This window comes from Mesorhizobium sp. LjNodule214 (assembly GCF_964252735.1).
Lineage (GTDB): Bacteria > Pseudomonadota > Alphaproteobacteria > Rhizobiales > Rhizobiaceae > Mesorhizobium.
This window is the reverse complement of record NZ_CAXUPE020000001.1, coordinates 2,732,633-2,747,434: the sequence shown is the minus strand read 5'-3', so window position 1 is coordinate 2,747,434 and position 14,802 is coordinate 2,732,633. Positions and strand designations below refer to the sequence as shown.

The 14,802-nt window shown below is 63.5% G+C and carries 11 protein-coding genes; 4 read left to right on the top strand and 7 right to left on the bottom strand.

The window, feature by feature from the left end; genetic code table 11:
* Positions 1 to 21 precede the first annotated feature (21 nt).
* The 5 genes from glgB to ACSQ3Z_RS12795 form a co-directional block, all read right to left on the bottom strand.
* Positions 22 to 2,235, bottom strand: a complete 2,214-nt coding sequence (gene glgB, locus ACSQ3Z_RS12815) for a 1,4-alpha-glucan branching protein GlgB (protein WP_436171622.1) — start codon at positions 2,233 to 2,235, stop codon at positions 22 to 24.
* 58 nt (positions 2,236 to 2,293) lie between these two features.
* Positions 2,294 to 4,756: a glycogen/starch/alpha-glucan phosphorylase gene (locus tag ACSQ3Z_RS12810; protein WP_436171621.1), complete on the bottom strand. Its 2,463-nt coding sequence runs from the start codon at positions 4,754 to 4,756 to the stop codon at positions 2,294 to 2,296.
* Positions 4,757 to 4,898: 142 nt separating this feature from the next.
* The gene (locus ACSQ3Z_RS12805; protein ID WP_436171620.1) at positions 4,899 to 5,681 is read right to left on the bottom strand and encodes an ATP-binding cassette domain-containing protein; all 783 of its coding nucleotides are present in this window, start codon (positions 5,679 to 5,681) and stop codon (positions 4,899 to 4,901) included.
* Positions 5,681 to 6,706 carry an ABC transporter permease gene (locus ACSQ3Z_RS12800; protein WP_436171619.1) on the bottom strand — a complete coding sequence of 342 codons (1,026 nt, stop codon included), beginning with the start codon at positions 6,704 to 6,706 and terminating at the stop codon, positions 5,681 to 5,683. Before ACSQ3Z_RS12800 ends, ACSQ3Z_RS12805 begins: the two co-directional genes overlap by 1 nt.
* 113 nt (positions 6,707 to 6,819) lie before the next feature.
* Positions 6,820 to 7,797 carry a sugar ABC transporter substrate-binding protein gene (locus ACSQ3Z_RS12795; protein ID WP_436171909.1) on the bottom strand — a complete coding sequence of 326 codons (978 nt, stop codon included), beginning with the start codon at positions 7,795 to 7,797 and terminating at the stop codon, positions 6,820 to 6,822.
* A gap of 272 nt (positions 7,798 to 8,069) precedes the next feature.
* On the opposite strand from ACSQ3Z_RS12795, the gene ACSQ3Z_RS12790 reads away from it, so the two are divergent.
* The 4 genes from ACSQ3Z_RS12790 to ACSQ3Z_RS12775 all read left to right on the top strand — a co-directional run bounded on the left by ACSQ3Z_RS12790 (position 8,070) and on the right by ACSQ3Z_RS12775 (position 12,061).
* On the top strand, positions 8,070 to 9,293 hold the full coding sequence (locus ACSQ3Z_RS12790; protein ID WP_192183709.1) for an ROK family protein: 1,224 nt from the start codon (positions 8,070 to 8,072) through the stop codon (positions 9,291 to 9,293).
* A gap of 3 nt (positions 9,294 to 9,296) precedes the next feature.
* Positions 9,297 to 9,743 (top strand): RbsD/FucU family protein, encoded by a 447-nt coding sequence (locus tag ACSQ3Z_RS12785; RefSeq protein WP_436171618.1) that lies wholly within the window; start codon positions 9,297 to 9,299, stop codon positions 9,741 to 9,743.
* Positions 9,740 to 10,663 (top strand): carbohydrate kinase family protein, encoded by a 924-nt coding sequence (locus tag ACSQ3Z_RS12780; protein ID WP_436171617.1) that lies wholly within the window; start codon positions 9,740 to 9,742, stop codon positions 10,661 to 10,663. The genes ACSQ3Z_RS12785 and ACSQ3Z_RS12780 overlap by 4 nt, the downstream gene beginning before the upstream one ends.
* Positions 10,664 to 10,918: 255 nt before the next feature.
* Positions 10,919 to 12,061, top strand: coding sequence for a DegT/DnrJ/EryC1/StrS family aminotransferase (locus tag ACSQ3Z_RS12775; RefSeq protein WP_436171616.1), 1,143 nt, complete (start codon positions 10,919 to 10,921; stop codon positions 12,059 to 12,061).
* 3 nt (positions 12,062 to 12,064) lie between these two features.
* Here the strand turns inward: ACSQ3Z_RS12775 and cysQ are convergent, their stop codons facing one another.
* Positions 12,065 to 12,853, bottom strand: a complete 789-nt coding sequence (gene cysQ / locus ACSQ3Z_RS12770) for a 3'(2'),5'-bisphosphate nucleotidase CysQ (RefSeq protein ID WP_436171615.1) — start codon at positions 12,851 to 12,853, stop codon at positions 12,065 to 12,067.
* Between the two features lie 10 nt (positions 12,854 to 12,863).
* On the bottom strand, positions 12,864 to 14,801 hold the full coding sequence (gene cysN, locus ACSQ3Z_RS12765; RefSeq protein WP_436171614.1) for a sulfate adenylyltransferase subunit CysN: 1,938 nt from the start codon (positions 14,799 to 14,801) through the stop codon (positions 12,864 to 12,866).
* Position 14,802: the final 1 nt, after the last annotated feature.

Here is a 14,802-nt window from a genome sequence, read left to right as displayed (position 1 = left end):
AGTCACTCAGTCTGAAACATCTCAGTCCGGAACAAATTCGAGCATGGTCGTCGACAGCGGCGGCAAAAGCATCGTCGCCGATATGCCTCCTCCTTCCGCCCGTGCCTCGACCTCGCCGCCATTGCCCTGGCCCGAACCGCCATAGTCCGAAGCATCGGTGTTGATGATTTCACGCCATTTGCCGGCCTGCGGCAATGGCACGCGGTAATTGTCGCGCGGCACCGGCGTGAAGTTCGAAATGATGGCGATCGGGTTGCCATCGGGCGCGCTGCGCAGCCAGGCAAACACCGAGTTGGCACTGTCGTCGACGATCAGCCACGAGAACCCCTCCGGCTCGCAGTCGCGCGCATGCAGCGCCGGACGCGAACGGTAGAGGTAGTTGAGGTCGCGCACCGTCTGCCAGACGCCGCGGTGCAGCCTGAAATCGAGCAGGTTCCAGTCGAGCGCGCGCGCCTCGCTCCACTCGCGGCGCTGGGCGAATTCCTGGCCCATGAACAGCAGCTTCTTGCCGGGATAGCCCCACATGAAGGCGTAGTAGGCGCGCAGCGTCGCGAATTTCTGCCAGTCGTCGCCGGCCATCTTGCCGAGCAGCGTGCCCTTGCCGTGCACGACCTCGTCATGGGAGAGCGGCAGCACGAAATTCTCGGAGAAGGCGTAGACCAGACCGAAGGTGATGTCGTTGTGGTGATGTTTGCGGAAGATCGGCTCCTTGGAGAAATACTCCAGCGTGTCGTGCATGAAGCCCATGTTCCACTTGAAGCCGAAGCCCAGGCCGCCCTCATGCACCGGCTGCGACACCTTCGGCCATGAGGTCGATTCCTCGGCGATGGTCATCACGCCGGGGTGATGGCCGTAGAGCTCCTTGTTCATCTTCTGCAGGAAGCTGACCGCTTCGAGGTTTTCGCGTCCGCCCTTCTCATTGGGGATCCACTCGCCGGCCTTGCGCGAGTAGTCGAGGTAGAGCATCGAGGCCACCGCATCGACGCGCAAACCGTCGACATGATATTTCTCGGCCCAGAACAGCGCGTTGTTGACGAGGAACGACACCACCTCGCGGCGGCCGAAATTGTAGATCGCCGTGTTCCAGTCGGGATGAAAACCCTTGCGTGGGTCGGCATGCTCGTAGAGCGCGGTGCCGTCGAAATTGGCCAGCCCATGCGCGTCGACCGGGAAATGCGCCGGTACCCAGTCGAGGATGACGCCAATGCCGGCACGATGGGCGCCATCGACGAAACGGGCAAAACCATCCGGATCGCCGAAGCGGGCCGACGGCGCGTAGAGGCCGGTGGTCTGGTAACCCCATGACGGATCATAGGGGTGTTCGGAGATCGGCAGGAATTCGATATGGGTGAAACCGGCTTCGGCGACATAAGGGATCAGCCGGTCGGCGAGTTCATCCCATGACAGGAAGGTGCCGTCGTCGCGCAACTGCCACGAGCCGGCATGGACTTCGTAGATCGATATCGCTTCGCGCCGGGGATCGGCGTTGCGCCAGAAATTGCGGTGTGCCTCGTCGCCCCATTCATGCGCCGGCGGCACCGCCGTCACCGAAGCGGTGGCCGGGCGCAGCTCGGACTTGAAGGCGAACGGATCGGCCTTGAGCGGCAGGCGCACGCCATCGGGCGCGATGATCTCGTATTTGTAGGGCCGGCCAGCACCGATGTCGGGAATGAACAGTTCCCAGATGCCGGTGTCGCGGCGGTCGCGCATCGTATGCCGGCGACCGTCCCATTCATTGAAGTCGCCGACCACCGAGACGCGCCGCGCATTTGGCGCCCAAACGGCGAAGTGCACGCCGGTGGCGCCCTCATGGTCAATGAGATGAGCGCCGAGCTTGTCGAACAGCCTGAGATGCGATCCCTGGGCAATGTAGTAATCGTCCAGCGGGCCGAGCACGGGACCGAAGGAATAGGGATCGGTCAGCCACCAGTCGCCGCCGGCATTCCTGGCATGGTAGCGCAGCGGCTGGCGCTTCTTGAGCGACAGCTTGCCCTCGAAGAAACCGCCATCGTCGCGCCGGGACAGTTCGCCGGCGTTCTTGCCGGTCAGCGTGTAGGCGGTGACGAGCTCGGCATGCGGCACGAAACAGCGGGCGACAAAGCCCTTGCCTGCCTCATGCACGCCGAGAACGGCAAACGGGTCGCCATGCGTGCCGGCGACAATCGCCGCGACATCGCTGGCTGGCGCCAGTCCGTCCGGCCCGCTTGTCGCAGCGGTCACGCGCGGTTTCCTCATCAGGCTGTGTCCCTCCCAGGGAGCTGGACCACATTGTTCGTGGTCTCATGCAATCATATCAGGCGGGCACGTTCCAGATGTCTTTCGCATATTGGCGGATCGTGCGATCGGACGAGAACCAGCCGACGCGAGCGACATTGCGGATCGCCCGCGCGTACCAGTCGGGACTGTTGCGCCAGACGGTGTCGACGTCGCGCTGGGTGGCGGCATAGGCATCGAAGTCGGCCGCCACCATGAACCAGTCGCTGCCAAAGAGGCCGTTGATCAGCTCGCGATAGCGCTCGGGATCGTCAGGCGAAAAGACGCCCGACGAGATGGCGGCGAGCGCCTGCGACAGTTCCGGCGAGGCCTCGATCACGGCGCGCGGATCGTAGCCGTTGTTGCGTCGCTCGGCGACTTCGGCGGTGGTCAGGCCGAAGATGAAGATGTTGTCGTCGCCGACGCACTCCTTGATCTCGACATTGGCGCCGTCGAGCGTGCCGATGGTCAGCGCGCCGTTGAGCGCGAACTTCATATTGCCGGTGCCGGACGCTTCCATGCCGGCGGTCGAGATCTGCTCGGAAAGGTCGGCGGCCGGCATCAAGATCTCGGCCAGGCTGACATTGTAGTTCGGCACGAACACCACTTTCAGCAGGCCGCGCACCGCCGGGTCGCGGTTGATGACCCTGGCGACGTCGTTGGCGAGTTTGATGATCAGCTTGGCGTTGTGGTAGCTAGGCGCCGCCTTGCCACCGAAGAATTTCACGCGCGGCATCCAGTCGCGCTCGGGGTGCGAGCGGATCTGGTCGTAGAGCGCGACCGCCTCAAGGATGTTGAGCAGCTGGCGCTTGTATTCGTGGATGCGCTTGACCTGGATGTCGAACAGCGCCGAGGGATCGAGCTTGATGCCGAGCCGGTCGGCGACCAGGTTGGCGAGCTTGGCCTTGTTCGCCCGCTTGACGGCGGCGAACTTGTCGCGGAAGGCGGCGTCGTCGGCAAAGGCGTCAAGCCCCTTGATCGCATCGATGTCATCGAGGAAACGGTCGCCGATCGCCTCGCGGGTGAGCGCGGTGAGGCCGGGATTGCACTGGATCAGCCAGCGCCTGGGCGTGATGCCGTTGGTCTTGTTGTTGATGCGGTTGGGGTAGAGCTTGTGGAGATCGGCGAAGACCGTCTCTTTCATCAATTCGGTGTGCAGCGCCGAGACGCCGTTGATCGAGTGCGAGCCGACAAAGGCCAGGTTGCCCATGCGCACGCGGCGGTCGCCGTTTTCCTGGATCAGCGAGATGCGGCTGATCTGCTCGCCCGAGAACTTGTTGGTGGCGCGCGCCTCCAGAAGCACCTCGGCGTTGATGGCGTAGACGATCTGCATGTGGCGCGGCAGCAGCCGCTCGAACAGCGGCACCGGCCAGCTTTCCAGTGCCTCGGGCAGCAACGTGTGGTTGGTGTAGCCGAAAGTGCGCTTGGTGATGCTCCAGGCCTGGTCGAAATCCATGCCGTGGACGTCCATCAACAGACGCAACAGTTCCGGTACGGCGATGGCCGGATGGGTGTCGTTGAGATGGATCGCCGCCTTGTCAGGCAGCGACTGCAGATCGCCATATTGGCTGAGATGACGCTGGAGAATGTCCTGCAGCGAGGCGGTGGAGAAGAAATACTCCTGCCGCAGCCGCAATTCCTGCCCGGCCTTGTGGGAATCGGCCGGATAGAGCACGCGCGACAAGGCATCGGCCTTGTTGCTCTCGGCAAGCGCGCCGATGTGGTCGCCGGCATTGAACTTGTCGAGCAGGATCGGATCGATCGGCATACCGGACCACAGCCGCAGCGTGTTGACGCGGTTGGCTCGCCAGCCGACCACCGGCGTGTCGTAGGCGACGGCCAGAACATGTTCGGTCGGCTTCCAGACGTGGCGTTCGAGCCGGCCGTCCTTCGAGGTGATCGATTCCACCGAGCCGCCGAAGCCGACCTCGAAGGAACGTTCGCGGCGCTCGAACTCCCAGGGGTTGCCGTGGTCGAGCCAGGTTTCGGGCAGCTCTACCTGCCAGCCATCGTGGATCTCCTGGCGGAACATGCCGTTGGCGTAGCGTATGCCGTAGCCATGCGCGGGAATGTCCACGGTGGCCATGCTTTCCATGAAGCAGGCGGCAAGCCGGCCGAGACCGCCGTTGCCGAGTGCTGCATCCGGTTCGAGCCCGGCGATGAGGTCGAGGTCGACGCCGAGAGACTTGAGCGCCTCGCGCATATTGTCCATCAGGCCGAGATTGGAGAAGGCATCGCGCATCAGGCGGCCGATGAGGAACTCCAGCGACAGATAGTAGACGCGCTTTTCCTGCTGAGCGTAGGCCTCCTGCGTCGCCTGCATCCAGTGATCGACGATGCGGTCGCGCACGACTTTGATCGAGGCGGTGAGCCAGTCGTATTGGGTGGCGACGTTGGTGCCCTTGCCGACCCTGTATTTGAGGGCCAGCAAGACTTCGTCGGCGAGCGTCTTGGGGTCGGGGATTTCGAGAACGGGGGCTTGGGATGTCATCGTGCGCGTCATACTGCCTCTCGTGATCGTACCGCGATCATACCGGCTTTCACCGTCACTCCCAGCCCATCCTAGTGCATTGCAGCATATGTTCAATCGATTTAGATCGCCATGCCACCTGGCTCCCCTGCGGCAATTTACCCGGCTAGGCAGATCAGGCCGCCAGCACCGCCTCCGGCGGAAGCTTCGCCCCGGTCATGAAAGCAACGGCATCGGACATCGTATATTGCTTGGGATCGATGACGCAGAGGCGACGGCCGAGCCGATGGATGTGGATGCGGTCCGCCACCTCGAAGACGTGCGGCATGTTGTGCGAGATGAGCACGATCGGCAGGCCGCGCTTCTTGACGTCGAGGATCAGTTCGAGCACGCGGCGGCTCTCCTTGACGCCAAGCGCGGCCGTCGGCTCGTCCATGATGACGACCTTCGAGCCGAACGCGGCGGCGCGGGCCACCGCCACGCCCTGACGCTGGCCGCCGGAGAGCGTCTCCACTGCCTGGCTGATGTTCTGAATAGTCATCAGGCCGAGTTCGGTCAGCTTTTCCCGCGCCCGCTTTTCCATCGCGGGTCGGTCGAGCATCCTCATCCACTCGCCAAGAAAGCCCGGCTTGCGGATCTCACGACCAAGAAACATGTTGTCGGCGATCGACAATGCCGGTGACAGGGCAAGGTTCTGGTAGACTGTTTCGATTCCCGATGCACGGGCTTCCATCGGCGACTTGAAGTTGATCTTCTTGCCTTCAAGATGGATTTCGCCCTCGTCGGGCGTGATAGCGCCTGCGATCGCCTTGATCAGCGACGATTTCCCAGCTCCATTGTCGCCGATTACGGCAAGTATCTCGGCTGGGTACAGGTCGAAGTCCGCATTGTCGAGCGCGGTGACGCGGCCATAGCGTTTGACGAGCCCCCGCGCGGTGAGAATGGGTTCGCGTTCCATTAGCCCGCTACCTTTCTAATCCACTGATCGATGGCGACGGCGGCGATAATCAGCACCCCGATCAGGAGATAGGTCCATTGCGGATCGGTGCCGATCATGCGCAGGCCAAGCTGAAACACCCCGACGATGAGGGCGCCGAAAATCATGCCGAGGATCGAACCGCGCCCGCCGAACAGCGAGATGCCGCCGATCACCACGGCGGTGATCGATTCGATGTTGGCGAACTGGCCTGAGGTCGGAGAGACCGAACCGAGGCGTCCGATCAGCACCCAGCCCGCCAGCGCGCAGATAAGGCCTGAAAGGACATAGACCTGAACCAGCATGCGCTTCGTGCGCACGCCCGACAGTTCAGCGGCGTCAGGGTCGTCACCTATAGCATAGAGGTATCGGCCCCAGGCGGTGTGATTGAGCACGTACCATAGCAAGCCCACCAGTAGAAACATGACGACGATGATCTTGTTTCCCGAAACCAACTGCAGCAGTGGCGCGGTTTGCGCGATGTCCTGGCTGCGGATCGTCTCGTTGGCGGAGTAGAGGAAGTTGGTGGCCAGGATAATCTGCCAGGTGCCCAGCGTGACGATGAAGGGCGGCAGCTTCATATAAGCGACCAGTGCTCCGTTCAGCCAGCCACACAGCGCCCCGCAGGCGAAACCACATAGAAGGGAAATCGGTGCCGGAAAGCCATAGCGGAACGTGAACTGGCCCATAACGACAGACGAGAGAACCATGATGGCGCCGACCGAAAGGTCGATGCCAGCCGTCAGGATGACGAGCGTCTGCGCCGCGCCGATGATACCGGAGATGGCGACCTGCTGCAGGATAAGCGGCAGGGCCACGAAAAACTTCGTGCCGACGGCAATGCCGAAGAGAGCGACAGACAGCACCAGGACTATGAGCGGCACCGCAGCCGGATTGGCGTGCAGGAAGTGCTGCACATGTTCAAGCGGCGTACGCCGCTTTTCGAAGGAGGCGACGGTCGTATCGCTCTTGTCGAGGACCTTTTCGAATTCCTGCGCAGTCGACATGACGCCGTTCCTCCCCGTTACCGGACGCTTTATGCATCTCTTTATGCATCTCTTTGCGAGGAGAGCAGCCTAGCGGCCGCTCTCCACGTTGTCAGCTAGGATTTGGGAATCGCCTAGCCCCAGCACTTGGCCAGGCCGTCCTTGGTGTCAATGGAATCGACACCAGCCGCCGGCTTGTCGGTTATGAGCGTGGCGCCGGTGTCGAAGAAAGTCTTGCCTTCCGTCGGCTTCGGCTTCTCGCCAGTGTCGGCGAACTTCTTGATCGCCTCGATGCCCATCGCCGCCATCAGCAGCGGATACTGTTGTGAGGTGGCACCTATCACCCCTTCCGCGACGTTCTTGACGCCAGGGCAGCCGCCATCGACCGACACGATCAGCACGTTCTTTTCGTTGCCGACGGCCTTCAGCGCCTCGAATGCGCCAGCGGCGGCCGGCTCGTTGATCGTGTACACAACGTTGATGCCGGGGTCTTTCGTGAGGCAGTTCTCCATTGCCTTGCGCCCGCCCTCCTCGTTGCCGTTCGTGACGTCATGGCAGACGTTGCGCGCATCGTCCTCGTCGCCGATCTTGTTGACGTCCTTGGTGTCGATGCCGAAGCCGGTCATGAAACCCTGGTCGCGCAGAACGTCGACGGTCGGCTGGCTTGGGTTCAGGTCCATATAGGCGATGTGAGCATCCTTGGCCTTGTCGCCCAGGGTCGCCTTGGCCCAGGAACCGATCAGTTCGCCGGCCTTGAAGTTGTCGGTTGCAAAGGTCGAGTCAGCAGCGTCGATCGGGTCGAGCGGGGTATCGAGAGCGATGACAAGGATGCCGGCGTCCCGCGCCTTCTTGACGGAATCGACTATGGCCTTGGAGTCGGACGGCACCAGCAGAATGCCTTTAGCCTGATCGGCGATGCACGACTCGATCGCGGCGACCTGGCTTTCATTGTCGCCGTCGACCTTGCCGGCATAGGCCTTCAGCGTGATACCCAGCTCTTTCGCCTTGGCCGAGGCGCCCTCCTTCATCTTGACGAAAAAGGGGTTGGTGTCGGTCTTGGTGATCAGGCAGGCGCTGACGTCGGCGGCGGACGCCGACGATGCAAACGCCATCAGACCCAGCCCGGCCGCCACAAAAACGGTGGACTTCAACAGTGTTGTCTTGGTCACGATTTTCCTCCCAGTGGAACCATTTCAGATGCCGGCCAACCCGGTATCCGCATAGGCGTCCAACGAAATTCTCCCAGCGTGGACGCTAATGTCAACAGACACCAGTCCGCAGGGCGTGTCAATAATTAAATCACTCTTATTTATTATTGACACACTTGCCTCGTGCGCTCATTCTGGCCCAAAAGCAGTGTGGGGAAACGACGGGAGGAACAAGGGTGGAGACCGGCATTGCGAGGCACGGTTCGCCCGAGGCAGCCGAGAGCCGTCTGCACCGTGGCACCAACCAGAGCGGCATGCGCGACCACAATGAGCGGCTGGTGCTGTCGCTCGTGCGCCAGCATGGCAGCCTGGCCAAATCCGACATAGCACGCATGACCGGCCTCTCGGCGCAGACCGTCTCGGTCATCATGCGCGAGCTGGAGGAAGACAGCCTGCTCGTGCGCCAGGCGCCGCTGCGCGGCAAGATCGGCCAGCCCTCCATCCCCATGGCGCTCAATCCCGAAGGCGCCTTCTTCATCGGTCTCAAGATCGGCCGCCGCAGCGCCGAGCTGGTGCTGATCGACTTCCTCGGCACGGTGCGCTCGATGCTGCACCACTCCTACCGCTATCCGGCGCCGCGCGAGACGGTGGAGTTCGTCACCGCCGGCATGAAGACGATGCGCGGCGAACTGACGCCGGCGCAGGACAAGCGCATTGCCGGGCTTGGCATCGCCATGCCGTTCGAACTGTGGAACTGGGCCGATACGGCCGGTGCGCCGCGCGAGGTCATGGACGAATGGCGCCATCGCGACATCCGCTCCGACATCCAGGCGCAGTGCGATTTTCCGGTCTATCTGCAGAACGACGCCACTTCGGCCTGCGGCGCCGAGCTTGTCTTCGGCCAGGCGGCGGCGCGCGACTTCGTCTATTTCTACATCGGCGCCTTTGCCGGCGGCGGCATCGTGCTCAACGGCCGGCTTTTCGGCGGTCCGACCGGCAATGCCGGGGCGCTGGGTTCGATGCCGGTGCCAGGGCCTGACGGCAAGCCGACGCAGCTGATCGACGTCGCTTCGATCGCCATGCTGGAAAAGGCGCTCAACGCACGCGGCGTCGAGGCCTCACATCTGTGGACCTCGCCGCAGGATTGGGGCGACATCGGCGACGAGCTCGACACGTGGATCGCCACCGCCTCCCAGGCGCTCGCCTATGCCATCGTCGCGGCGTCCTCGGTGATCGATTTCGAAGCGGCGGTGATCGACGGCTGGATGCCGCTGACCGTACGCCGCCGCCTGGTCGATGCCGTCATCGAGGCGATCGGCACGATCGACGGCGAAGGCCTCAAGCTTCCCGCCGTGCGCGAAGGCACCGTCGGCATCCATGCGCGGGCGCTGGGCGGCGCCAGCCTGCCGCTTTCCGAGCGTTTCCTCATCGGCTCGACCACGATTTCCAGGAGCGCCTGAGCCATGCTGATCGGCATCCCGGCGCTGCTCGGCCCGGAGCTTCTGGCGATTTTGCGCGCCATGGGCCATGGCGATGAGATCGCGCTTGTCGACGGAAACTATCCGGCCGAGGAACAGGCGAAGCGGCTCATCCGCGCCGACGGTCATCCGTTGGTCCCGGTGCTCGACGCCATATTGAGCGTCTTGCCCGTGGACGATGCCGTGCCGGAAGCGTTGTTTCGCGCCTCGGTCAAGGGCGACCCCACGCTTGCCGATCCGGTTCATCACGAGATGGAGGCGGTCTGCGCCAGGCGCGCGCCGGGCCACAAGGTGGTTGCGCTGGCTGGCCCCGACTTCTATGCACGGGTCAAGGCCGCGCACGCGATCGTGGCGACCAGCGAACCCAGGCTCTACGCCAACATCATCATCCGCAAGGGCGTGATCTATCCGCCGGAGACCAAGAAACAATGATCCTCTGCTGCGGCGAAGCCCTGATCGACATGCTGCCGCGCACCACCACGGAGGGCGAGCCCGCCTTTGCGCCCTATGTCGGCGGCGCGGTGTTCAACACGGCCATTGCACTCGGCCGGCTGGGCGCGCCCGCGGGCTTCTTTTCCGGCCTGTCGTCTGACCTGTTCGGCGGCCAGTTCCGGGACGCGCTTGGGGCAAGCAAGGTCAGTTCGACCTACGCGCACACCTCGCCCCGGCCGACGACGCTTGCCTTCGTGCGGCTGAACAACGGCCAGGCGACCTATACCTTCTATGACGAGAACACTGCCGGACGCATGCTGACCATCGAGGACCTGCCGGAACTCGGCGCAGAGATCGAGGCCATGCTGTTCGGCGCCATCAGCCTGATCTCGGAGCCGGCCGGATCGGCCTATGAGGAGTTCATGCGGCGCGAGCAGGAGCGGCGCGTCATGATGCTCGACCCCAACATCCGGCCGAATTTCATCCCCGACAAGGCCAAGCACCTCAGGCGCATCCGCTCGATGATGGCGATGGCCGACATCGTCAAGCTGTCGGACGAAGACCTGAACTGGTTCGGCGAAGCCGGCTCGCATGAGGACGTCATCCGCAACTGGCTGGATCGCGGGCCGAAGCTGATCGTCGTCACCCATGGCAGCGAAGGCGCTGTCGGCTACAGCCGGGAGCACAAGGTCACGGTCATGCCGCAGAAGGTCACGGTGGTCGACACGGTCGGCGCCGGCGATACCTTCAACGCCGGCATCCTCGCCTCGCTGCACGAACAGGGCCTGCTCACCAAGGCGGCGATCGGCGGCCTGCCCGAGGACGCGATCCGCCAGGCTTTGGCGCTCGGCGCCAAGGCCGCAGCGGTGACGGTCTCGCGGGCCGGCGCCAATCCGCCCTGGCGGCATGAAATCGCCTGATCATTGGGAAATCGGCGTTGATCGCGGCTCAGCCGGCCGATCACTTTATGTTTCCGAGAGCAGGAAAGTCGCGATAAATTGGCCGGGTCATACCAGGCGAAGGCCGGATTTCCGGCATCCTCCGGCAATGCGGAGGAAATCGGCAGTAACAGCCTGCGGCACCTAGGCAATTCGCTGTCCCGCCTGTCCGCCTTTCTCGGCTGGCTCAAGTCTGGTACCAGCGGCCGGTTAATTGGCTAGCTATTCGAGGCCTACATGCAATTCATCGATCTTGGCGCGCAGCGCGAACGAATCCGCGACCGGCTGAAAGCCGCGATCGACCATGTCATCGAGGATGGCCGCTACATCCTCGGACCTCAGGTTACGGAATTCGAGAACAAGCTCGCCGCCTATGTCGGCACCAAGCATGTCGTGGCCTGCGCCAACGGCACCGATGCGCTGCTGCTGCCGCTGTTCGCGGCCGGCATCGGGCCGGGCGATGCGGTGTTCGTGCCGAGCTTCACCTTTGCCGCGACGGCGGAAGTCGTGGCGCTGGCCAAGGCCGAGCCGGTGTTCGTCGACGTCGATCCCGAGACCTACAACATCGACATCGCCAGCCTCGAAGCGGCGATCGCCATGATCAAGAAGGAAGGAAGGCTGCAGCCGAAGGCGATCATTCCGGTCGACCTGTTCGGGCTCGCCGCCGACTATGAGGCGATCATGGCAATCGCCGACCGCGAAGGGCTGCTGGTGATCGAGGATGCCGCCCAGTCGATGGGCGGTTCGCTCGACGGCAAGATGTGCGGCGGGTTCGGCCATGTCGGCTCGACCAGCTTCTATCCGGCGAAGCCCCTCGGCTGCTATGGTGATGGCGGCGCGATGTTCACCAATGACGATGGTATGGCCGACAAGCTCCGCTCCTTCGCCTTCCACGGCAAGGGCGAAACGCAGTACGACAATGTCCGCGTCGGCATCAATTCGCGGCTCGACACGCTGCAGGCGGCGATCCTGATCGAGAAGCTCGCCATCCTCGAGGACGAGATGGTCGCCCGGCAGGTGGTCGCCAAGCGTTATGCCGAAGGTCTCGGCGACATCGTCAAGGCGTCCCGCAATCTGGACGGCAGCCACTCGGCCTGGGCGCAATATGCCATCGAAACGCCGAAGCGCGACGGGCTGAAGGCGCATCTGGGCGAAAAGGGCATCCCCTCGGTCATCTACTACGTGAAGCCGCTGCACAGCCAGATCGCCTATCGCGACTATCCGCGCACGCCGACCGGCCTTGCCGTTTCTGAGGAGCTACCGAAGCGCATCCTGTGCCTGCCGATGCACCCCTATCTCAGCGAAGACGACCAGGACCGGGTCATCGAGACGATCCGCAATTATATCGGCTCGAATTCGGCGCACGTCGCGGCGGCTTGACCGTCAGGCTGCGCCGGCGCTCTTCCCGCTGGCGATAAAATGCGGGTTGGCGAAGTCCGCGTCGTCAGCTTGCTTGCGCTTGCCATAGGCCAGCGGCTTACCGTCCAGCGTACGCGTCACGCCGCCCGCGGCGCGCAGCACAGCGTCGCCGGCCGCCGTGTCCCATTCCATGGTGCGGCCGAAGCGCGGATAAATATCGGCCTCGGCCGCCGCGACGAGGCAGAACTTCAGCGACGAGCCGACCGAGACGATCTCCGCGGCGCCAAGATCACGGATGAAGGCGTCGGTTTCCGGCGTATTGTGGGAGCGGCTGGCAACGACGGCAGGCGGCTCAGCGGCCGGTCGTGCCGAAATCGGCCGGCGGCCGACGATGCGATAGTCGCCATCGACTTCGATTGTTTCCGCCCTGCCCGGCCGTCCGGAGAAGAAGCGTCCGGTGCAGGGCGCGAAGACGACGCCGACTTCCGGCACGCCATGGCGGACAAACGCGATGTTGACGGTGAAATCGGTCCGGCGGTTGACGAACTCCTTGGTGCCGTCGAGCGGATCGATCAGGAAGAAGGCATCGCCGAGATCGCTCGGCATGACGCCGGCCGAAGCTTCCTCCTCGGCTACGCAAGGAATTTCCGGAAATGCGGCGCGCAGGCCGGCGAGGATGATCTTCTCGCTCTCGCGATCGGCTTCGGTCACCGGCGAACTGTCGGACTTGCGATCGACCGCGCAGCCCTCATGAAAGACGCGCATGACCTCGCGACCGGCCTCCAGCGCAAGGCGCTCGAATACGCCGAGCATTGTTTCGCCGTCAGATACCGCCGCCGTTGTCGTATTGGTCTTCGGCAATGTCGCGCTCGTTCAGCCAGAGTTCCAGGGCCTCTACCATCTCCTCGGCCGACTTGCCGAGTGTCTTGAGATGGATTTCAGGTTTTTCCGGAGCTTCATACGGTGAATCGACGCCGGTGAAATTCTTGATCTCGCCATTCAGCGCCCGTGCATAGAGGCCTTTCGGATCGCGCCTGGCGCATTCCTCGAACGGCGTGTCGACGAACACCTCGATGAATTCGCCGTCGGCCATCAATTCGCGCGCCATGCGCCGCTCGGCGCTAAACGGCGAGATGAAGGATACGATGACGATCAGCCCGGCGTCAGCCATCAGCCGCGCCACTTCGGCGACGCGGCGGATGTTTTCGACGCGGTCGGCATCGGTGAAGCCGAGATCGCGGTTGAGGCCGTGGCGAACATTGTCGCCGTCCAGGATGTAGGTGTGGCGACCCGAGGCGAAGAGCTTCTTCTCGAACAGATTGGCGATGGTCGACTTGCCCGAGCCGGAAAGCCCGGTGAACCAGAACACGGCGGGGCGCTGATTCTTCAAGTCGGAGCGGCCATGCTTGCCGACATCGAGCGACTGCCAGTGGATGTTTTCGGCGCGGCGCAGCGAATGCAGGATCATGCCGGCGCCGACCGTGGCGTTGGTGATGCGGTCGATCAGGATGAAGGCGCCGGTGGTGCGGTTCTCGGCAAAGGTGTCGAAGGCGATCGGCGACCGGGTCGAGATGTTGCAGATACCGACTTCATTCATCTCCAGCGACTTCGCCGCCTCATGGGCAAAGTCGTTGACGTTCACGCGGTACTTCAGGTCGGTGACGGTGGCGCTGGTCTGGTCGGTCTCGGTGCGCAGGATGTAGGAGCGGCCGGGCAGCAGGGCGTGTTCGTCGAACCAGACGATGTTGGCGGCAAACTGATCGGCGACCTGCGGCCGCGCCGCTGGCGACACCAGCATGTTGCCGCGCGAGACCTCGACCTCATCGTCGAGCACCAAGGTGATGGCCTGGCCGGCAACCGCTTGGCTGAGGTCGCCGCCATGCGCGACGATGCGCCCTACACGCGAGGATTTGCCGGATTTGGCGACGACGACCTCGTCGCCCTGCGCAACCATGCCGGATGCGATGGTGCCGGCAAAGCCGCGGAAGTCAAGATTGGGACGGTTGACGTACTGCACCGGGAAACGGAACGGCAGTTCGGCGGCAGCTTCGTCGACCGACACGTTTTCGAGATGCTCGATCAGCGTCGGGCCGGAATACCATTTCGTCTTGTCGGAGCGGCCGGAGACGTTGTCGCCGTAGCGCGCGGACATCGGGATCGGCACGACCGTCTGGAAGCCGAGTTCCTGCGAGAACTGCCTGAAGTCTTCGATGATCCGATCGAAGACGCCCTGGTCGAAACCGACGAGGTCGATCTTGTTGACGGCGAGCACGATGTGGCGAATGCCGAGCAGCGAGGCGATGATCGAATGACGCCTGGTCTGGCGCAGCACGCCCTGGCGGGCGTCGATCAGCACGATGGCGAGATCGGCGGTCGAGGCGCCGGTCGCCATGTTGCGCGTGTACTGTTCGTGGCCGGGCGTGTCGGCGACGATGAACTTGCGCTTCGGCGTGGCGAAGAAGCGATAGGCGACGTCGATGGTGATGCCCTGCTCGCGCTCGGCCTCGAGGCCGTCGACCAGAAGCGCGAAGTCGATGTCGTCGCCGGTGGTGCCATGCTTGCGCGAATCGCGCTCGAGCGCGGCGAGCTGGTCCTCGAAAATCTGCTTGGTGTCGGACAGCAGGCGGCCGATCAGGGTCGACTTGCCGTCATCGACGGAACCGCAGGTGAGGAAGCGCAGCAGCGACTTCTTCTCCTGCGCCGCCATGTATTCGCGGATGCTGTCGGTCGGGGCGAGGCTCTTGGCCAGGATGTGGCGCATG